The following is an 18,798-nucleotide window of genomic DNA, read 5'->3' on the forward strand; positions in this document are numbered from 1 at the left end:
CATGACGACCTCACGATCGCCCCTTAAGGATGAGCCGGGATGAGCGACACATACGCCATTTCCGAATTTCGGCAAAGCGGAATATTTTCGCGACGACGGGTTGACACCGGCGCGAAACACCGAGCTTCCCGGTGTCATTCCGCGGCGCCGAAAAGCGGCGAGCCCGGAATCCATTTAACCGCCTGTCGTGCGGCTTGATGGATTCCGGGTTCGATGCTGCGCATCGCCTCGGAATGACAGGGGGGAGAGTGTCACCCCTTGCGCGGCGCAGGCGTTCCATCCGCCATCGTCGTCATGCCCTTGCGCTCGACGATCATCCCATAGGCCTGCGGCTGGCGATGGACGTCGAAATTGAAGGTGGTGCGCTTGTAGGAATTGCAGAGATCGAGATCGCAGCGGGCGAACGCGATCTCGTCGCCCTTGGTCGTGCATCGCGCGACGATCTCGCCCGAGGGCGCGACGATGCAGCTGCCGCCGATGTGATCGACGCCCTCCTCGATGCCGGCCTTGGCAACGCCGACCACGAAGGTCCCGTTCTGGTACGCACCGGACTGCATCACCAGGTGGTTGTGGAACAGCGAGAGATCGTCATGCTCCGGCGCGGGCGGATTGTGCACCGGCGTGTTGTAGCCGATCATCACCATCTCGACGCCCTGCAGGCCCATCACCCGATAGGTCTCGCTCCAGCGCCGGTCGTTGCAGATCGCCATCCCCATCACGCCGCCGAAGGCATCGACGACGCCGAAGCCATTGCCCGGCTCGAAGTACCGCTTCTCCAGATGCTGAAACTCGCGCCACGGTTCGTGCTCGGCATGACCCGGCAGATGGACCTTGCGATATTTCAGGACGATCGCGCCGCCCTTGTCGACGAGAATGGACGTGTTGTAGCGCCTGACGATGCCCGCCTCGACCACGAGCTCGGCATAGCCGAGGCAGAAGCCGATCCCGAGCTCGCGGCCGAGATCGAACAACGCCTGCGTGTCGGGGCCCGGCATCTCGCGCTCGAAAAAGCCGTCGATCTCGGCCTGATCCTCGAAGTACCAGCGTGGAAAGAACGTGGTCAACGCGAGCTCGGGATAGACGATCAAGTCGCAGCCGTTCGCGTGCGCCTGGCGCATCAGCGCCTTCAGCCGCGTCACCACCTCCGCCCTCGTCTCGCGCCTTGCAACAGGACCGAGCTGACCGGCCGCAACAGTCACGAATCTCGCCACGTGTTCTCCCTCATCACCCCAATGCGTCGAGCCTACCGAGCAGTCCAACGGACGCATAGGCCGCTCCGCCCTTCGTCGCGGACGGCCCAATCAAATTCCGTGCCGCCGGTATAATCCTGCGTCAGTCGCGCCGCCTTTCGGAACTTTCGTTGCCAAACTGCAACGGTTCCCCACGGTCTGAAGCTGGACAAAACAAACTCCCATTCCGGCCACGAACCCCTCTCACAAGGCCGTGAGACTAGCAGGGGAACCACCAGGATGCGTGCACAACGCGTATGGAAAGTGAATGGAGCGGCCAGCGTCGGGCAGCTTCAGTCGAAACTGGATGATCTGAACAAGCGCCTTGGCGAGCTCGAGAGCCGGCACCCGGACAGCAGCAAGCTGGAAGAACTGAAATCGGGTGCGCTCAGCCTGTCGCGAGAAATCGACGACATCCGCTGTGCCGAGGCTACCGCGGCCCTGAGCGAGTTGTTGCGGAAGTAGTCGACGAGGCCATTCAGCTTCGCCGGGGAACCAATGTCCCTCGCCGCCATTTCCATGCTCAGCATGGAGTAAAATCATGACCAGGCACCCCACGCGCGCCGATGCCGCACGCGGCGCCGTATCCACGCTGGTCCCGTGCGCGACGGCAGCCATCGCCATCGTGCCCGTTCGCGCTGTGAGGGATTTCGCATGACATCCGATCCCGAGGAATCGGTGAGGCTGCAGGGCTACGGCGAGATGACGTTGCGCACCGCCGTCGAGACCTTGATGCTGCTCGCGCCGCCCGAACGATACGAGGCCGCGATCTTCCGCGTCCGCGACGGCGTGCGTCTCGCGCAAAGCGAGATCGCCGAGCTCGCCTCGAACTGGGGCATCGAACCGACGCCGAAGGTGCGATCGCCGAAACTGGTCCCGGGGCAGCACTGGCCGGACATCGTGCGCGGCATGGTGCGCGAGGCCCCGCTGCCGGCGCTGATAGTGGCGTTCCTGGTCGGGGTGGTGGTGGCGCGGCGATGACGCTCCGCGATCAAGGAGCGCAATCTTTCCTCCGCCCCTAGCAGCATACCCGGCCGCCGCAGCAGCCGAATATGCGGCCGCGGACAGTCTCAGTGATGCATCTTCTTTGCACGTGCCGGCGGCAGCAGCACCGTATCGATCACGTGAATCACACCGTTGGACGCCTCAATGTCGGGCTGGATGACGTGCGCGTCATTGACGCGGACACCGAAACGGCCGTCGACGCTGACGGGCTGACCTTGAACGGTTGCGACGTTCAGCGACTTGCCGGCGACGTCGGCCGCCTTCACGCGGCCCGGAATGACGTGGTACTTCAGCACGGCCGCGAGCTTGGCCTTGTTCTTCAACAGCGATTCGACCGTTCCGGGCGGCAGCTTGGCGAAGGCGGCATCGTTTGGCGCGAACACCGTAAACGGGCCCTTGCTCTTGAGTGTCTTCACGAGACCGGCGGCTTTCACAGCCGTCACCAGCGTCTTGAACGAGCCGGCGGAAACCGCGGTATCCACGATGTCGGCGGCGCGCGCGACGGAAGGGCCAACCAGGCCGGCGAGCATGGCCGCGCCGGCCACGAGCGAACGAATTGCGGGCGTCATCAGGTTCTCCAGATGTGATTCAATGCATGCCAACGCGGTGGATGCGCCCGAGATGGCGCACCCATCGCCCGATCAGTTTCGATCAACCCATACGAAACGAAGCGCCGTGAAGGCCGGATCACCGTCCCGTTCGAAAATCCACCGGATGGGTCGATTTCCCCGACGATGAATTCAGCTCAGGGCCTTGATGACGAAGTCCTTGAGCCGCTGCGCCGGCAACGGAAGACGGTCGCGCTCGAGGATCGCAATCTCCGTGTCCTTGAGGTCGGGCATCGGCTTTCCGTCCACGACGTGGAGATCGGGGGGTACCATGTCCTTCGGGAGTACCGTCACGCCAAGCCGGGCGCGCACCGCTGCGAGCGTTCCTGCCAACGACCCGCAGGTGTACGCGACCCGCCACGATCGCTTGGCACGGTCGAGCGCCTCGGTAGCGCGCTTGCGATAGACGCAGGGCTTGGGCGAGACGGCCAGCGGCAGCACGCCTTGCCTGAGATCGACGCCGCCCGTGACCCAGACCAACGGTTCGCGCCAGACACGGGTGCCGGGAATCTCGATCGACCGCTCGCGCTTGATCAACGCCAGATCGAAGGCGCCTTTGCGGAAGCGCTCGACGAGATTCATCGTCAGATCGCAGGTCACTTCGAGATCGACCTGGGGATAGGCATGGGCAAACCGGGCAAGCACGTCGGGAAGATGGCGCGTTGCGAAATCCTCGGGCGCACCCAGGCGAACGAGGCCCCGCATCGCGGGCTCCTGGATGCGCGCAACCATTTCGTCGTTCAGATCCAGCATGCGCCGCGCATAGTCGAAGAATGTGTCGCCTTCCGGGGTCAACGTCACTGCTTGCGGCGACCGCTCGAGCAACTTGCCGCCGACCAATTGCTCGAGGCGGCGGATCTGCAGGGATATGGTCGACTGCTGCAAACCGAGCGCCAGTGCGGCGCGCGTGAAGTTTCCGAGCGAGACAATCGTCACGAAGGATCTGATCAAGTCGATGTCGAGGTTCAGGCGCGGCCGGGGCATCATCATTGCCATTTTTAATGATGACACTTGATACAATTAATTTCAGTAAACACCACCGAAAAGCTATGCAGCCCGTGCATTTCGTCCCAGGCAAATGGAGGTCCTTTGCTCGCGCTCGCCGTCCAGAACCTCGTCTCGCCCCCGGTGCTGTTCTTCGGCATCGGCCTCGGCGCATCCCTCGGCCGCTCGGACCTCTCCGTGCCGGAGGCCATTGCGCGCTTCCTCTCGCTCTATCTCCTGATCTCGATCGGCTTCCGGGGCGGCGCCGAGGTTGCCCACCAGGGCCTGACGCCGACGCTTGCACTGGCCCTGGTGGCGGGAGTCGTGTTGTCGGCCGGCTTGCCGTTCATCGCCTACGCCTTGCTGCGCTACGGAGCGGGCCTCGACCACATCAACGCCGCCGCGGTGGCCGCTTACTACGGATCGATATCGGCCGTGACGTTCGTTGCCGTCACCGGGGTGCTCACCCAGCTGGCGCTACCGTTTGACGGCTACATGATCGCAGTTGCAGCCGCGATGGAGACGCCTGCGATCTTCTCGGCGCTCGTCATCGCGCGCAGCGGGCAAGCAAGAACCGCGAGAGAACTATCCGGAGGATTCCTGCGCGAGATCGCACTCAACGGCTCGATCGTGGCGTTGCTCGGTGCATTTGCCGTGGGCTATCTCACCGGCGAGCGCGGCATGACCTCGCTCAAGCCCTTTCTGCTCGATGCATTCCCCGGCTTCCTGTGCGTGTTCCTGCTCGATATGGGTTTGATCGCCGGGCGCGGCCTCCGGGACGGGTGGAGATCGCTGTCTCCTGCCGTCGCAGGCTTCGCCTTGGTGATGCCGCTGATCGGCGCAGCGTTCGCGGCACTCTCCGCTTGGCTCATCGGCCTGTCGGCTGGCAGCACCGCTATCCTGATGACGTTAGGGGCATCCGCTTCCTACATCGCCGTGCCGGCTGCGATGCGGCTTGCGTTGCCCGCGGCAAATCCGGCGATCGCTCTCACGCTCTCGCTCGGCCTGACCTTTCCCTTCAACCTGATTCTGGGCATCCCGCTCTACATCGCCGCCGCCCGGATGATCGCAGATTGAGGACGGCATGCGGATGTATGGCGGATGCCGAGATCCGCTCTGCGAAGGTGAAGGCCTCCCGCCAACAGCGAGCTCTTCCGGCGACCGGCTTGTCGCTAGCTGTAGAAAATGCCTCCGTCCACATTGAGGGCCTGACCGGTCACGAACGCAGAATCATCCGACGCAAAGAATGCGACGGGACCGACGACATCCTCCGGCTGTCCAAGCCGGTGCAAGTCGGTGACCTTCTCGAAATAGGCGACGCGCTCGGGATCACGAAGATTGTTCATCCCCATCTCCGTGACGATGATGCCGGGGCATACGGCATTGACCGTGATGCCGTGGCCTCCGAACTCCATGGACGAGACGCGCGTGAAGCCGACCACGGCCGACTTCGATGCAGCGTAGTGGGACTGTCCGGGACCGCCCGTTCGGGCCGCCAGCGAAGCGATGTTGACGATCCGTCCGTATTTACGTTCCTTCATATGCGCCACCACGGCCTGGGTCATCTGGAAGACACCGCGCGTGTTGACGGCGAAGGTCTGATCCCAGGTGTCGGTCGTCAGTTCGTCGATGGTCGCCAGCCTGAGGATTCCCGCATTGTTGACGAGGACGTCGACGTGACCGAGACCCTGGACGGCCTCGGCCACGGCCCGCCTGCAATCGCCGACCACGCTGACGTCGCCGAGGACCGCTATGCAGCGGCGGCCGAGTTCCTTGACCTCCGCAACGGTCTCGAGAAGGACCTTCTCTTGCGCAGCGATGTCGGTCAGCGCGAGATCGTAGCCGCGCTTGGCTAGGCCGAGGGCTATCGCGCGGCCAATTCCGCGGCTTGCTCCGGTGACGATCGCATGTCGGGCCATGTTGCGTTCTCCCCTGTTGTTCCGATGAATGTTTCTTGACGATGTGAATGGATCAGACGCGAGCAGGCTTGCGGACGGGCAAGGTGTTCATGGCCTTCACGGTCTCCTCGAACGAGACAAGATTGGCGCCCGAACCCAGCCCCGTCGCGACGATCGCAGCCGTCGCGGTCGCAAGCCTGGCGCAGTCGAGCAGGTCCCAGTCGCGGGCCAGACCGGCGATAAAGCCGCCGGTGTAGGAATCGCCGCATCCCGAGGTGTCGCGGACCGCGACCTCGAACGCCGGCACGGTGAACTGGCGTCCGTCGCGCGTCATCACGAACGATCCTTCGGCGCCAAGAGAGATGGCGCAGGCCCCCGCGCCCCTCTCGATGAAGAACCGCGCGCACGCGGCAGGATCGTCGGTTCCGACCATCGCATTGGTCTCATCGATGCTCGGCATGAAGAAGTCGACATAGGGTAGCAGCGGCTCGACCAGCGCCAGCGTTTCACGCCGCGCCTGGATGAGATCGAGCGTCGTGGTGCAGCCGGCCGCCTTCGCCTCGCGCAGCAATGCGACGGACGGCGCTCCATCCATCGCAAGCAAGGAGCCGACCCCGCCGAGATGGAGAATTCTGCTTCGGCAGGCGGCGGTCTGCGTTTCGGGCGCGATGCGCCAGCGGGCGGACGCGCCCCTTGCGTGCATGACCGGACGCGAGCCGTCGGGCCTGATCGGCAGGATCGTGGCCGAGGTCGGACTGTCGGCCATCCGCTCCATCAGAGAGATGTCGATGCCTTCACGCTGCAGCGCGTTCAACATCCAGTCGGCCTTCTCGTCGGAGCCGACGGCGCCCACCGCGAGCGCCTTCAGACCGAGGCGCGCGCAAGGGACGACTGTTCCCCCGGCGGTGCCCGCGACCGCGAGCCGTATCTCTTCGATCAGCAAGCGGCCGCCACCGGGCGGAATTTCCGTCACCGGGACTCCCAGAATATCCAGAATATAAGTGCCGCAGACGCTGACGTCGTGAGAGTGAGCCATGGGTTCTCGCAGGATGGTGGTTTGATCGTGATCTAGCTCGAACGCTGGGGGATCTTGGGCGCGCCCTCGCTATCGCGCAGGCCGTATTGCCCCCATCGCTTCAAAATGCTGTCGATTTCCTCGTCCGGCAGCAGCGGAGGAGAACCAAGCTGAAGACAGCCGTGGTACTGCTTGGCGAGCACCTCGACCTCCACCGCGAGCCACATGGCCTTGCGCAAATTGGGGCCGACGGCGATCAACCCGTGATGTGCGAGCAGGCAGGCGCGGCGATAGCGGAGCGCGTTCAGGGCTGCCTGCGACAGCTCCGCCGTGCCGTATTGAGCGTAGGGCGCGCAGGGAATGTCGTGTCCGCCGGCCGCGGCGATCATGTAGTGAATCGCGGGGATCGGGCGATTCATGATCGCAATGATCGTGCAGAAGATCGGATGGGCGTGAACCACGGCGCCAACCTCCGGCTTCGACTTCAGGATGTCGAGGTGAAAGCGCCATTCCGTCGACGGAACATTGCCGGCCGGCGCGGTCCACGAGCCATCCCACTTCATCGCCACGATGTCTTCGGGCTTCATGCGGTCGTAGGGAAGACCGGACGGCGTCAGCAGGATGCCGTCATCGGTCCGAACGCTGATGTTTCCGGACGTGCCCTGGTTGATGCCTTGTGCCGCCATCTCGCGGCACGCGTCGATGACGGATTGACGGAGTTCGAGCTCTGCTTCGCGGCCGGTCATACCCTGCTCCTACCCTCGTTCATGCACCTGCTCCGAGCTGGACCTGGCGGTCGACCAACAGCCAGGTGGCTCGCGCGGTCGCCAGCACCTCCTGCTCCGCATCGAGCAAGGCGCTTTCGGCAAAGAGCTTGCGACCTTCCCGCCCGGTCGGCCACGCCACCACCACGCATCGATCTCCGGGACGCGGCAAGCGATCGATCCGCGCGGCCATGCGTCCGAGCAGGGCTGTCTCGTCACCATTCAGTCCGAGGTGACTGGCGGCCACGCTGCAATAGCCGGTCGGGCAATCGAGGGCGGCCCAGACGAATTCGGGCGCGACACGACCGTCCTCGCCGGACAGATCGCCATGGGGCACCCAGGACGCCGCGAACACGACGGGCTTGCCCGGGACGGCCCCCGCCTGCAGCGGACCTGCGAAGATCCGGAGACCGTCGCCATGACCACGTGCGGGACCGCAGACGAAGCATCCCGGAAGGTCGTGGGTCTGTTCGTCGTAGGGCGTTCTGCCGACCGCCTCTTCGGCCGCCGCGTAGCTGACCCTGGGAACGTCCGTCACATCGACGCTTGTTGCACGCGCGGTCGCGAGCAGCCTGTCGCTTTCGTGTAACTCAATCCCGCCGTCGCTGCTCGTCAGCACGTCGAGCGGCCGCTCCAGCGGCGGCGGGGCGCGCAACGTCACTTCGGCGTCGCCGACGATGTGCCTTGCGAGACATCCGCATACATAACCTCCGTTGCCGGAGTTGGGCGGGCCTCGAAAGCGTCTGTCGATGACCAACGATGCCATGGCAGTTCTCGTGCGCAGCGCTCAGCGTCCCATCGCGAAGAACTCGTCGTTCGGACGCATGCTGGTGACGTTGGCAAGGCGGTTCGACATGCCGAAGAAGGCTGCGATGGCCGCAATGTCCCAGACGTCTTCCTCGGTGAATCCATGCCCCTTGAGATCGACGATGTCGGAATCGTCCACCTCATAGGCGCGTGCCGAGACCTTCATCGCGAAATCGAGCATCGCCCTCTGCCGGGGAGTGATATCGGCCTTGCGGTAATTGACGGCGACCTGGTCCGCGATCAGCGGATTCTTCGCGCGCACGCGCAGGATGGCGCCGTGCGCGACGACGCAATACTGGCATTGATTGGCGCTGCTGGTCGCGACCACGATCATCTCGCGCTCGGCCTTGGTGATCGGCCCGGGCTTGTCCATCAGAGCATCGTGGTAGGCGAAGAACGCCCGGAACTCGTCAGGACGATGCGCCAGTGTCAGGAAGACGTTGGGGACGAAGCCGGACTTCTCCTGAACCGCCTCGATCCGCGAGCGGATATCCTGCGGCAGGGTTGCGATGTCGGGGACGGGAAAGCGGCTGATGGCGGGCGCAGACATGTTCCAAGCTCCTGTTAGACTGCCGCGAGCGCGACGAGCGTTTCCTGATAGGCCTCGAACGCATCACGCCGATCGGCGGCGTGCGGCTCGACTCGCACGAGGCAGGTATGGGCCGAGCAGCCCTGGCCGAATTGAGACGTGCCGATATCGAGCGTGAGCACGTTCGGATTGCCCGCGACCTCGAGGCCGCTGTTGCCGGTCGGTGTAAACCAGGCACCGGTCGGAAGCACGAGCACACCTTGACAAACCCTGTCGGTGATCTCCGCCGTCGCAAGGCACTCGCCACGGCTATTCCAGATGCGGATGGTCTGGCCATCTTCGATGCCGAGAATAGCCGCGTCACCAGGATGAAGACGAGCCTGTTCGCGGCCATTGCGCTTCATGGCCCGGCTCGATGCGCCGGTTTCGAGCTGACTGTGAAGACGGCCAGCCGGCTGGTGCGAAATGAGGTGCATCTGGCCGGCGTCGGCGGCGTTGCCGAGCCATTCAGCCGGCTCGATCCAGGCGGGATGCGAGCGGCAGTCGGCATAGTCCAGCCTGGCCAGGGTCTCGCTGCCGAGCACGATCTTTCCGCTCTCGGTCTTGAGCGGGTGCACCTCCGGCTTGCTTCGAAAGTCGGCCAAGTAGGTATGGTCTGACTCGACCGGGCAGCGGGCATAGCCGGCGTCCCAGAACGCGTCGAAATCCGGCATCTCAAAGCCGATGCGCTGCGAGGCATCGCTGCGGCAGGCTTCGTAGAGATGGCGGACCCAGCCCATCTCGTCCCGGCCTTCGTTAAACCGATCGGCCACCCCGAGCTTGCCTGCGATCGCGTCGAAGATCGCGAAGTCGGAGCGGGAGTCGCCCAGCGGCTCGATGGCCTGCTTCATCGCCAGGATGAAGTCGGAGCGCCTGTTGCCGGCAAGATCGTTGCGCTCGATCGACGTCGTGGCCGGCAGCACGATGTCGGCGCGCTGGGCCGTCGCGGTAAACATCGGGTCCTGCACGATGATCGTCTCGGGCCTCGTCCAGGCTTCCGACAGCCGGTTGAGGTCCTGATGATGGTGGTAGGGATTGCCGCCCGCCCAATAGACCATCCGCGTATCCGGATAGGTGCGGACCTCGCCTTCATAGCTGAACGACCCGCCGGGATTGAGCAGCATGTCGCTGATCCGCGCCACCGGAATGAAGCTGTCGATCGGCCTCGTCAGCTGCGAAATGGCGGGAGACTTGCCGAGGTTGATCGGAGCCCCGACGCCGCCGAGGGACGCGTAGCCGTAGCCGACGCCGCCGCCCGGCAATCCGATCTGGCCGACCACCGATGCGAGTCCGAGCGCCGCCCAGAACGGCTGTTCGCCGTGATGGGCGCGCTGCAGGCTCCAGCTCACCGTCAGCATGCTCCGCGTGTCGACAAGGCGCCTCGCCAGTGTCGCGATCCGGTCCGCATCGAGGCCGCAGATGTTCGCGGCCCACGCGGCGTCCTTGCGCGCACCATCCGTCTTGCCTTCGAGATAGCCGAGCAGGCGGTCCGCCCCGCTGGTGCAGCGCGCGAGGAAATCGGCATCGTGACGCCCCGCCTTCACGATCTCGCCGGCAAGGCCGAGCATCAGCGCCGTGTCCGTGTTCGGCCGGATCGGCCACCATTCGGCATCGACCCAGTCGGGCAGATCATCCTTCAGCGGCGAGACGTGGATGATCTTGACCCCGCGTTCGACGATCTGCCTGAGATAGGTCTCGAGTCGATGGCTGCCGATGCCTCCGGCCTCGTTCTGCGCGGTTCGCGGCGACAGAGCGCCGAACACCACCAGCGTCTCGGTGTGCTGCGCGATGGTGTCGAGCGTATTGGCGCGGCCGCCGCATGCATCGTCGTTGCCGAGCGAATGCCGCAGGATCACGGGACCCGCCGCGATGGAATAGGTGTCGACGTGCCTGGTGAAGCCGCCAACGAGATTGAGCATGCGCTTCAGCAGCGAAGACGCATGATGCAGGCGGCCGGAATTAGTCCAGCCATAGGAGCCCGCGAAGATCGACGCGTTGCCGAACGTGCCCGCCACGCGGCGCACTTCGTCTGCGACCAGCGTCGTCGCCTCGTCCCAGCTGACCGCCACGAATTTCTCGCGGCCACGTCCGCGGCGATCGCTCTTCTCGCGCTTGTCGAGCCAGCCCGAGCGAACCATCGGCCGCAGCACGCGCCGCTCGGGATTGGCCCATTCGGCGATGGAATGGATGATCGGGGACGGCGCCGGGTCGTGCTCGAACGGCTCGACGCCGACGATGCGATTATCCTCGACGAGGATCGTGTAGGCACCCCAATGGCTGCAATGCGGGACCCGCTTGATCCTGCTCATGCGTCGACCGCTCCAAGCTCGCGACGCATCTGCGCGGCGAATTCCGGATAGGTCTCGGCGAGTTCGTCGAACACGCGGCCGCGGAGCAGGTCCAGCGTCGGTCGGTCTGGGAGCTGGGTCTGCCGCGGCTCGGCGTCATGCGCAAACTGAAAGCCGGTCGCCTGCTTGATCTCGGCGAGATCGTGCCCGGGGTGAACGCTCTCGAGTTCGAATCCCGGCCGCGTCTTGTCGAAGCGAAAGAGACCCTTGCCGGTCAGGAGAGCAACGGGCCCGCCGCTGCGAAACACTCCCTCGGGACTGACGCCAGGGGCACTGATGAAGTCCACCTTCTCGACGAAAACGCGCGGCGTATGCTCTTCGCGGAACAGGATGACGCGCGGCACGACGAAGTAGAGATAGGCCGACCCGAACGAGCCGGGCCAGCGCACGCTGGAGCGCGGATAATCGCCGGTGCCGACGAGGTTCACGTTGCCGAGGCCGTCGATCTGGCCGCCACCGAGGAAGAATGCGTCGATCCGGCCTTGACCTGCACAATCGAACAGCTCGGCCGAACCGTTGGTGAAGAAATTATGCTCGACAGAACCGAGGATGGAAATGCGTGGACCGACGGTGCCGTCCGCCTCCTTCATGGCCCGCAGCAGCATCGCGCCGGCGGCGGGAATCGGAGATGAGGCGCCTACGGCCACGTGCCTGACACCGTCGAGCAGCCGCGCGATCGTGCAGATCAGCACTTCGCGGGGGAGGACATCGGCCATCACGCGGGCTCCATCTGCGCCTGCGCCATATAGGCGGAGAAGCCGTCCGCCGTTCGCGCGGCCTTCGCATAACGTGCGATCTCTGCGCTGTCGGCCGGATACTCGCCCCACAAACCGTAGGGCCATGCGCCCTTCGGAGCGCGCGCGACGGCCGTGACGTAGAGCGCCGGCAGCACGCCGGCAGCACTCATCTCGTCAGCAAGCAGGTTTTCCTCGACGATGCGCTCCACCGTGACGAAAACGGTGTGGGAGGCGTAGGCCATGGCGGCAAGCTCGCGACGCCGCCCGATCCAGACATTGCCGAAGCGATCAGCCATCGGCACATGGAAGATCGTGACGTCCGGCTTGATGGCGGGAATCAGCACGATCGGATCGCCGCCGTCCGCCAGCGGATTGTCGATCACGCGCCAATCGTCACGATGGCGGAGCAGATCCGTTCCGATCAACCCCCGGAGCGGCATGAAAGGGCTGCCCTTCTGCGCCGCCACCAGGCCGGCATGGATGGCAGGGCACGTCGCATCCTTCAATCGAACCGCGCCTTCCTTGACGGCGGCGTTGAAGCGGGGCGCTCCACCCGCTTCGCCCAGCGAGACGGCGCTGGTTTCCACCGTCCGGACCAGACCTGCGCCGATGAGCTGGTCGACCTGCAATCCGCCGGTGGGCACGCAGACGAGATCGAGATCGCCCGCGCCATGCTCGATGATGGGCCGCGTCATGGCCATGGAGACGCCGGCGTAGTCGACCGGCAGCGCCACGCGCATGCCCGGCTCGATGTGCTTCGCCATTGCGCGAGGCTCGCTCAACACCATCATCCTCCCTGCGATATGTTCTATATTATAGAACGCTATTCCACATTTATGTTAGGCGGATCGGGACGACCCTGTCAATCTGGCTTCACGGATGGAGCCTTTGTTTGCAGGGGATCGAGCCTCCGCGGGGATCACAGCGGCGCGCCACTGCACCGCGATCGGGTGTCTCGACTTGACAAGAGGGCCCGCTGGGCCAACAATAATTGGAATAGCGTTCTACAATATAGAACAATTTGGGAGGAGAGAATGGGTGAGCCCGCGGCTCTGCGCGCAATGCGCTCCGGCGATGCGAACGCTCGGACGCCACCGACCGGCCGCCTCCGGGAACGCGACGCCATCGGATCGAGCATCGCCGTCCGCGACGCGGTGAAGAGATACGGCAGCTTCCACGCGGTCGACCGCATCAGCATCGACATCGAGCCCGGCGAGTTCATCACGCTGCTTGGCCCTTCCGGCAGCGGGAAGACGACGTTGCTCAACCTCGTGGCCGGCTTCCAGAGCCTCGACAGCGGCGAAATCCTCGTCGACGGCAAGCCTGTCCACAACGTGCCCACGCACAAGCGTGGCTTCGGCATGGTGTTCCAGAGCTACGCGCTGTTTCCCAACATGACGGTCAGCCAGAACGTCGCGTTTCCGCTTCGCATGGCGGGCGTCGACCGGGCGACCGCGGAGCGTCGTGTCGCCGAAACGCTGGAGATCATGCGGCTGACGGAGCATGCCGCGAAGTCTCCTTCGCAAATGTCCGGCGGGCAGCAGCAGCGCGTCGCCATCGCTCGCGCGATCGTCAGAAGGCCCAAGGTCGTGCTGATGGACGAACCCCTCAGCGCCCTGGACCGGCGGCTGCGCGAGCAGATCCAGATCGAGATCCGCGATCTTCACCGAACCATCGGCAGCACAATCCTGTTCGTCACCCATGACCAGGGCGAAGCCCTGACCATGAGCGACCGCATCGCGGTGCTCAACGCCGGCAAGATCGTTCAGATCGGCCGCCCGGTGGACATCTATCGGCATCCGAGCGACCGCTTCGTCGCCTCGTTCGTCGGCGAGAGCAACCTGATCGAGGCAGAGATTCTGCAAAAGCGCGGCTCGACACTCACGATGAAGAGCCGTGCAGGATACGTGTTCAGCGCGGAAAGCCGGGACACGATCGACGTCGGGCGCGCAACCGTGCTTGTGCGTCCGGAACGCATCGCCGTATCGAATGAGCCCACCGCGAATTCCACGCCTGTCAACGTTACCTCTGCGATCTTCCTCGGCGAGATCCTGCGGATCGAGGCGCAGATGGAAGGCGGGGAGCCGCTCCTGATCAGGTGCACCGACATGGCTGACCGGCCGCTGCCGACCGTCGGCGATCGTCTGCACGTGAGCTGGGGCGCCGCCGACTGCTGGGTGCTTGCATGACCTCGGCATCGATCGGCGCCCAGGCGGATCGTCCGGCGGATCTCGACCTCGTCAGGAGATTGAAGGATCCCGCGCTGCTGCTCCTGCCCGCGCTCGCCTTCCTGGCGTTCATTTACCTCCTGCCCTTGATCGATCTCATCCGGATCAGCGTGAGCGGGCCGTCGTGGTCGTCCTACTTCGAGCGGGTGTTCGCCATACCGCTCTATTGGGATTCGCTCGTCCGCACGATGCAGATCTCGGTCATGGTCGCGGTCCTCTGCCTGCTGTTCGGATATCCGACGGCGCTGCTCATTCACCGCAGCCGCGGCATTACGCAGGCCCTTATCGCAACCGCGATCGTGCTGCCCTATTTCATCGCCATCCTGATCCGGACCTACGCCTGGATGGTCCTGCTCGGTCGCAACGGGCCGATCAACAAGCTGCTGGTTTCGATCGGAATATTGAGCGAGCCCGCACAACTTCTCTTCAATCGCGGCACGGTGCTTCTCGGCATGACCGCGGTGCTACTGCCGCTGATGGTGCTGACGATCTATTCCAGCGTGGCGCGCCTCGATCAAAGCCTGACCCGCGCGGCGCTCGCCAGCGGCGCCGGGCCCATTGCCGCGTTCTGGCGCGTGTTGCTGCCGCTGACCCTGCCCGGCATTGGCGCCGGCTTCCTGCTGGTCTTCGTCGCCGCGATCGGCTTCTTCATAACGCCCACGCTGCTCGGAGGACCCGGCGACCAGATGTTCGCCATGCATATCACGCAGCAGGCAGACTCGGTCACGTCGGAAGGATTCCTGCAAGCCTTGGGCGTGGTGCTGCTGACGATCACACTGGCGGTGGTCGCGGTGGCCGGACGTTTCCTCGGCTTCGAATTCATCTGGGGCGGCCGCAAGCTCACCGAGGCCACACCAACGACGACCGACCGCCGCGCCGCCGATGCCGGCCGCCGCAGTATCGGCACCTCCGCTGCCGACGTGATCGGCTGGCCGCTTCTGAGGCTGTTCGGGCGGCTGCCGGCGAGTTTCGGGACCTGGACCGTTGGTCTCATGGGCGGTCTGGTCATTGCCATTCTCATCCTGCCGATCATCGTGGTGATGATCATTTCCTTCAGCAGCGCGAGCTATCTGACTTTCCCGCCGCCGGGCTTCTCGCTGCGCTGGTACGAGCAGTTCTTCTCCGATTCGAACTGGATGCGGGCGTTCTGGACATCCCTGGTCGTCGCTGCGATGTCGGCGGGAATCGCGATCGTGCTGGGCGCGTCGGCCGCTCTCGGCATCGTCAGGAGCAGCATCCGCGGCAAGTCTACCATCATGCTGCTTCTCGTAAGTCCGATCATCGTCCCTCCGGTCGTGCTCGGCCTGTCGCTCTACAGCTTGTTCCTGCGCTTCGATATGGTCGGCTCCATCTTCGGCCTCGCCGCGGCGCATGCGATCGGCGGCCTTCCTCTCGTCGTGGTGATCCTGTGCGCATCGCTTCAGGGCGTCGACGCCAGGCTCGAGCAGGCCGCGGCCGTCCATGGCGCATCGTCCCTGACGGTGTTTCGCCTGGTGACGTTGCCGGCCATCATGCCGGGCCTGGCTGCCGCGACATTCTTCGCCTTCCTGCACTCGTTCGACGAACTGGTGCTGACGCTGTTCCTGTCGAGCGCGGAGCTGAAGACGCTCCCGCTCATGTTGTGGGGTGACGTCAACTACCGGCTCAATCCGGTGCTGGCCGTGGTCTCGACGCTGGAGGTGCTTCTGGTGGTCGTAGGGCTCGTCCTTGCCCGACCCGTTCTCGCCACGTCACGGAAGGCGACGTGACGCAGATCAATTTCAACTGGAGGAAAGAAAAATGCTGGGAATGAAACACTGGCGACTGTCGGCTTCCGTATTGGCCTCAGCCCTGCTCGTCGCGATGGGAACGGGTCTGGCTCAAGCGCAGAGCAACGTCGTGATCATGCAGGATCCGGGCGGCGGGTATGGCGATGCATTGCGCAAGGTCATGTACGACCCGTTCGAGAAGGAGACCGGCATCAAGGTGGTCACCGTCCAGGAGGCCCGTAGCGGCCCGCGCATCAAAGCTCAGGCCGAGGCCGGCAAGGCGCAATGGGACCTGACGTTCATCTTCGACCAGGAGACGAAGCTGCTTGGTGACTGCTGCCTGGCCGACATCGACTATTCCAAGCTGTCCGACGGGGCGAAGCAAACGCTGGCAGCGATGCCGGACAACCTGAAGCGCAAGAAGGGCGTGGCGCTGCAGGTGATCGGCGTCGGCCTCGTCTACAACAAGGACAAGTACAAGGGCGAGAACGTACCGACCACCTGGGCTGACTTCTGGGACGTGAAGAAGTTTCCCGGCCGGCGCTGCATGCCCGCCTGGCCGCGTTTCGTGTTCGAAGCGGCGCTGATGGCCGACGGCGTCGAGAAGAGCAAACTCTACCCGATCGACATGGAGCGGGCGCTGAAGAAGGTCAAGGAGATCAAGCCGCACATTGCCAAATGGTGGACGACATCGGCACAGCCGCCGCAGCTTCTCCTCGACGGCGAGGCTGACATGTGCATGGCCTACACCGGCTCGATGAGCAAGCTCGCTTTGGAGGGCGCTCCGATCGAACTGACCTTCAACCAGGGCTTCATCTACTACGACTTCTTCTCGATCCCGAAGGGAGCGCCGAACTACGACAACGCGCTGAAACTGCTGTCCTGGCGGCTCGAGCCCAAGCGCGCGGCGCAGCTCACCTCGACCTTCCCGGTCGCCCTACCCTCCAAGGTCGTGTTCGAGGCCGCGACCGACAAGAAGCTCGCCCGCTACTGGGCCAACAACCCGGACAACGTCTCGAAAGCGATCGAATGGAGCCCGGATTATTGGGGCGCTGCTTCACCGGCCGGGAAATCCACCAACGAAGAGTACGGGCAGGAGAAGCTCAACGCCTTGCTCGCCCAGTAAGCAGGCCGATCGGCCCCGATCCGGAAGGACCGGGGCCGATTCCACGCCCGGGCTATTGCCGTTTGCGCGTCCATGCTAGATCGAGTGAAAGATCATTCTATTTTGGCTGGTGGATGGATAAGGCTTTTATCAAGGGACTGCGTCTCCTGGAAGCACTTGCTCTGAGCGAGCAGCCCCGCGGGGTCACGGACCTCGCGAGCGAGCTGAAGCTCACCAAGAGCAACGTGCATCGGCTCCTGATGACTTTGCAGTCTCAAGGCTATGTGCGCCAGATCCCCCCGCACAGCACCTACGAGCTCACCACCAAGATCTGGGCGCTCGGCAGCCATGTCATCCACCGGATGGATCTCATCAACGTCGCGCGACCGGCAATGACGAAGCTTGCCGAGATCACCGGCGAGACCATTCACTTGTCAGTGCTCGAAGACACCGACGTTGTCTACGTCGACAAGATCGAAAGCGCCCACCATATCCGCGCCCATACGAGCGTAGGCATGCGCGCACCCGCTTTCACCATGGCGACGGGGAAGGCGATGCTCGCACATATGCCTGATGACTATTTGGAGAGATTCCGGCCACATTTTAGGCGTTACACCGACGCAACGCGGACGACGATCAAGGAGCTACGGGAGGACATCGAACTTGCACGCGCGCAGGGCTACTCCTCCGTGCTGCATGGCGAGTGGCGCGAGGGCATCGCGGCCTGCGCCTGCGCGATCCTCGGCCGTTCCGGGGAGCTGGTGGGAGCGATTGGCATGTCCGGTCCCGACAGCCGCATCAAGCGCAAGCAGATCAAAGAATATTCGGTTCACGTGATGGAGGCAGCCCGAGCTATCGGCGCGGCCCTCGGTTATTCCAATCGACTGGCGGCATACCCCGCCCTGAGAGCCGATCCTCCGCCTCCATATCAATCGCGCCGCGTTCCCTGATTTTGCCGCTCAAGACGCCACCTGACCCGACCTGCCATCGCTCGCCGCCGGACTTGAAGCGATGGACGTCATTGCTGCCGCCGGCCGCGGCAAATCGACGGCTTGCGCTCCAACTCGGCACTGGGCAAATCAGCAGCAGATTTTCATGTCCCGGAATTCGCTGAACCCTACCTGCCCGTGATATCGGTGCGTGTGGCTGGACCGTAGCCGTCCCTTGCGGGAAGTTGCAGACACCACGAGGCTGTTTCAGAACCTATCACGGGGGATTCCACACCGATGCAGTTTGATGACGTCATCCTCGGCCGCCGGAGCATCCGCGGCTACAAACCTGATCCGGTCCCCAAAGCGCTGATCGCGGAAATCATTGGTCTGGCGATGCGCGCTCCGTCGTCGATGAACACCCAGCCCTGGAATTTCTACGTCGTATCCGGCGCACCGCTGGACCGGATCCGCGCCGGCAACACCGAACGGATGGTGGCGGGTATCCCGCAGTCGCGCGAGTTCCGCACCGGTCAGCCCTTTGCAGGCAAGCACCGTGACCGGCAGGTCGGCGTCGCCAAACAGTTGTTCTCCGCGATGGGCATCGCGCGCGACGACAAGGACCGGCGCCAGGACTGGGTCCTGCGCGGCTTCCGCCAATTCGACGCGCCGGTCTGCGTGATCATCACCTATGATCGTGTGCTCGACGGCAGCGACGATACACCTTTCGATTGCGGCGCGGTGGCCACTGCCCTGGTCAATGCCGCCTGGTCTCGCGGGCTGGGCGCCGTGAGCAACAGCCACGGCATCATGCAAAGCCCCGTG

19 protein-coding genes are annotated in these 18,798 nt (G+C 64.2%); 8 read left to right on the forward strand and 11 right to left on the reverse strand.

What is annotated here, in order from left to right; genetic code table 11:
* Positions 1-251: 251 nt before the first annotated feature.
* Positions 252-1,211 (reverse strand): N-carbamoyl-D-amino-acid hydrolase, encoded by a 960-nt coding sequence (locus JHD07_RS11085; RefSeq protein WP_291621913.1) that lies wholly within the window; start codon positions 1,209-1,211, stop codon positions 252-254.
* A gap of 258 nt (positions 1,212-1,469) precedes the next feature.
* On the opposite strand from JHD07_RS11085, the gene JHD07_RS11090 reads away from it, so the two are divergent.
* Together JHD07_RS11090 and JHD07_RS11095 are read left to right on the forward strand one after the other, a co-directional pair.
* Positions 1,470-1,694 (forward strand): hypothetical protein, encoded by a 225-nt coding sequence (locus JHD07_RS11090; protein ID WP_291621915.1) that lies wholly within the window; start codon positions 1,470-1,472, stop codon positions 1,692-1,694.
* Between the two features lie 189 nt (positions 1,695-1,883).
* Positions 1,884-2,210, forward strand: coding sequence for a hypothetical protein (locus JHD07_RS11095; RefSeq protein WP_291621916.1), 327 nt, complete (start codon positions 1,884-1,886; stop codon positions 2,208-2,210).
* 89 nt (positions 2,211-2,299) lie between these two features.
* Here the strand turns inward: JHD07_RS11095 and JHD07_RS11100 are convergent, their stop codons facing one another.
* A complete protein-coding gene (locus tag JHD07_RS11100; RefSeq protein ID WP_366864282.1) occupies positions 2,300-2,764 on the reverse strand; it encodes a fasciclin domain-containing protein in 465 nt (154 codons plus the stop codon).
* Between the two features lie 210 nt (positions 2,765-2,974).
* Positions 2,975-3,826: a LysR substrate-binding domain-containing protein gene (locus JHD07_RS11105; protein WP_291621920.1), complete on the reverse strand. Its 852-nt coding sequence runs from the start codon at positions 3,824-3,826 to the stop codon at positions 2,975-2,977.
* Between the two features lie 105 nt (positions 3,827-3,931).
* On the opposite strand from JHD07_RS11105, the gene JHD07_RS11110 reads away from it, so the two are divergent.
* Positions 3,932-4,903: a sodium-dependent bicarbonate transport family permease gene (locus JHD07_RS11110; RefSeq protein WP_291621922.1), complete on the forward strand. Its 972-nt coding sequence runs from the start codon at positions 3,932-3,934 to the stop codon at positions 4,901-4,903.
* A gap of 95 nt (positions 4,904-4,998) precedes the next feature.
* Here JHD07_RS11110 and JHD07_RS11115 read toward each other — a convergent pair whose 3' ends face one another.
* From JHD07_RS11115 to JHD07_RS11150, 8 genes are read right to left on the reverse strand one after another with little or no spacing between them, the layout of a single operon-like run.
* The gene (locus tag JHD07_RS11115; RefSeq protein WP_291621924.1) at positions 4,999-5,745 is read right to left on the reverse strand and encodes a 3-oxoacyl-ACP reductase family protein; all 747 of its coding nucleotides are present in this window, start codon (positions 5,743-5,745) and stop codon (positions 4,999-5,001) included.
* Positions 5,746-5,797: 52 nt separating this feature from the next.
* Entirely contained in the window at positions 5,798-6,760 is a 963-nt protein-coding gene (locus tag JHD07_RS11120; protein WP_291621925.1) for a carbohydrate kinase family protein, read from the reverse strand.
* A 32-nt stretch (positions 6,761-6,792) separates the two neighbouring features.
* Positions 6,793-7,485, reverse strand: coding sequence for an L-fuculose-phosphate aldolase (locus JHD07_RS11125; protein WP_291621927.1), 693 nt, complete (start codon positions 7,483-7,485; stop codon positions 6,793-6,795).
* 19 nt (positions 7,486-7,504) lie between these two features.
* Positions 7,505-8,269: a hypothetical protein gene (locus JHD07_RS11130; protein WP_291621929.1), complete on the reverse strand. Its 765-nt coding sequence runs from the start codon at positions 8,267-8,269 to the stop codon at positions 7,505-7,507.
* A 21-nt stretch (positions 8,270-8,290) separates the two neighbouring features.
* On the reverse strand, positions 8,291-8,860 hold the full coding sequence (locus JHD07_RS11135) for a peroxidase-related enzyme (protein WP_291621931.1): 570 nt from the start codon (positions 8,858-8,860) through the stop codon (positions 8,291-8,293).
* A 14-nt stretch (positions 8,861-8,874) separates the two neighbouring features.
* Positions 8,875-11,187 carry a molybdopterin-dependent oxidoreductase gene (locus JHD07_RS11140; RefSeq protein ID WP_291621933.1) on the reverse strand — a complete coding sequence of 771 codons (2,313 nt, stop codon included), beginning with the start codon at positions 11,185-11,187 and terminating at the stop codon, positions 8,875-8,877.
* Complete coding sequence (locus JHD07_RS11145; RefSeq protein ID WP_291621935.1) at positions 11,184-11,942, reverse strand: CoA transferase; 759 nt, start codon at positions 11,940-11,942, stop codon at positions 11,184-11,186. Before JHD07_RS11145 ends, JHD07_RS11140 begins: the two co-directional genes overlap by 4 nt.
* On the reverse strand, positions 11,942-12,727 hold the full coding sequence (locus JHD07_RS11150; protein WP_291621937.1) for a CoA transferase: 786 nt from the start codon (positions 12,725-12,727) through the stop codon (positions 11,942-11,944). Before JHD07_RS11150 ends, JHD07_RS11145 begins: the two co-directional genes overlap by 1 nt.
* Positions 12,728-12,997: 270 nt before the next feature.
* Between JHD07_RS11150 and JHD07_RS11155 the strand changes: the two genes are divergently transcribed.
* The 5 genes from JHD07_RS11155 to JHD07_RS11175 form a co-directional block, all read left to right on the forward strand.
* Positions 12,998-14,152, forward strand: coding sequence for an ABC transporter ATP-binding protein (locus tag JHD07_RS11155; protein WP_291621939.1), 1,155 nt, complete (start codon positions 12,998-13,000; stop codon positions 14,150-14,152).
* Positions 14,149-15,939: an ABC transporter permease subunit gene (locus JHD07_RS11160; protein ID WP_291621941.1), complete on the forward strand. Its 1,791-nt coding sequence runs from the start codon at positions 14,149-14,151 to the stop codon at positions 15,937-15,939. Before JHD07_RS11155 ends, JHD07_RS11160 begins: the two co-directional genes overlap by 4 nt.
* A gap of 31 nt (positions 15,940-15,970) precedes the next feature.
* Positions 15,971-17,065, forward strand: coding sequence for an extracellular solute-binding protein (locus JHD07_RS11165; protein WP_291621943.1), 1,095 nt, complete (start codon positions 15,971-15,973; stop codon positions 17,063-17,065).
* A 113-nt stretch (positions 17,066-17,178) separates the two neighbouring features.
* A complete protein-coding gene (locus JHD07_RS11170) occupies positions 17,179-17,994 on the forward strand; it encodes an IclR family transcriptional regulator (RefSeq protein ID WP_291621945.1) in 816 nt (271 codons plus the stop codon).
* Positions 17,995-18,270: 276 nt separating this feature from the next.
* Positions 18,271-18,798, forward strand: a 528-nt coding sequence (locus JHD07_RS11175; RefSeq protein ID WP_291621948.1) for a nitroreductase family protein, incomplete at its 3' end; no start/stop codon positions are given.

It is taken from the genome of Bradyrhizobium sp., from assembly GCF_016462955.1.
GTDB lineage: Bacteria > Pseudomonadota > Alphaproteobacteria > Rhizobiales > Xanthobacteraceae > Bradyrhizobium.

Bases quoted from the DNA above. Each gene is read 5' to 3' on its own strand.
- JHD07_RS11125 (WP_291621927.1), bottom strand. From the start codon at position 7,485: ATGACCGGCCGCGAAGCAGAGCTCGAACTCCGTCAATCCGTCATCGAC.
- JHD07_RS11170 (WP_291621945.1), top strand. From the start codon at position 17,179: ATGGATAAGGCTTTTATCAAGGGACTGCGTCTCCTGGAAGCACTTGCT.
- JHD07_RS11100 (WP_366864282.1), bottom strand. From the start codon at position 2,764: ATGCTCGCCGGCCTGGTTGGCCCTTCCGTCGCGCGCGCCGCCGACATC.
- JHD07_RS11145 (WP_291621935.1), bottom strand. From the start codon at position 11,942: ATGGCCGATGTCCTCCCCCGCGAAGTGCTGATCTGCACGATCGCGCGG.
- JHD07_RS11165 (WP_291621943.1), top strand. From the start codon at position 15,971: ATGCTGGGAATGAAACACTGGCGACTGTCGGCTTCCGTATTGGCCTCA.
- JHD07_RS11115 (WP_291621924.1), bottom strand. From the start codon at position 5,745: ATGGCCCGACATGCGATCGTCACCGGAGCAAGCCGCGGAATTGGCCGC.
- JHD07_RS11130 (WP_291621929.1), bottom strand. From the start codon at position 8,269: ATGGCATCGTTGGTCATCGACAGACGCTTTCGAGGCCCGCCCAACTCC.
- JHD07_RS11135 (WP_291621931.1), bottom strand. From the start codon at position 8,860: ATGTCTGCGCCCGCCATCAGCCGCTTTCCCGTCCCCGACATCGCAACC.
- JHD07_RS11095 (WP_291621916.1), top strand. From the start codon at position 1,884: ATGACATCCGATCCCGAGGAATCGGTGAGGCTGCAGGGCTACGGCGAG.
- JHD07_RS11120 (WP_291621925.1), bottom strand. From the start codon at position 6,760: ATGGCTCACTCTCACGACGTCAGCGTCTGCGGCACTTATATTCTGGAT.
- JHD07_RS11155 (WP_291621939.1), top strand. From the start codon at position 12,998: ATGGGTGAGCCCGCGGCTCTGCGCGCAATGCGCTCCGGCGATGCGAAC.
- JHD07_RS11160 (WP_291621941.1), top strand. From the start codon at position 14,149: ATGACCTCGGCATCGATCGGCGCCCAGGCGGATCGTCCGGCGGATCTC.
- JHD07_RS11150 (WP_291621937.1), bottom strand. From the start codon at position 12,727: ATGGCGAAGCACATCGAGCCGGGCATGCGCGTGGCGCTGCCGGTCGAC.
- JHD07_RS11105 (WP_291621920.1), bottom strand. From the start codon at position 3,826: ATGCCCCGGCCGCGCCTGAACCTCGACATCGACTTGATCAGATCCTTC.
- JHD07_RS11140 (WP_291621933.1), bottom strand. From the start codon at position 11,187: ATGAGCAGGATCAAGCGGGTCCCGCATTGCAGCCATTGGGGTGCCTAC.
- JHD07_RS11090 (WP_291621915.1), top strand. From the start codon at position 1,470: ATGCGTGCACAACGCGTATGGAAAGTGAATGGAGCGGCCAGCGTCGGG.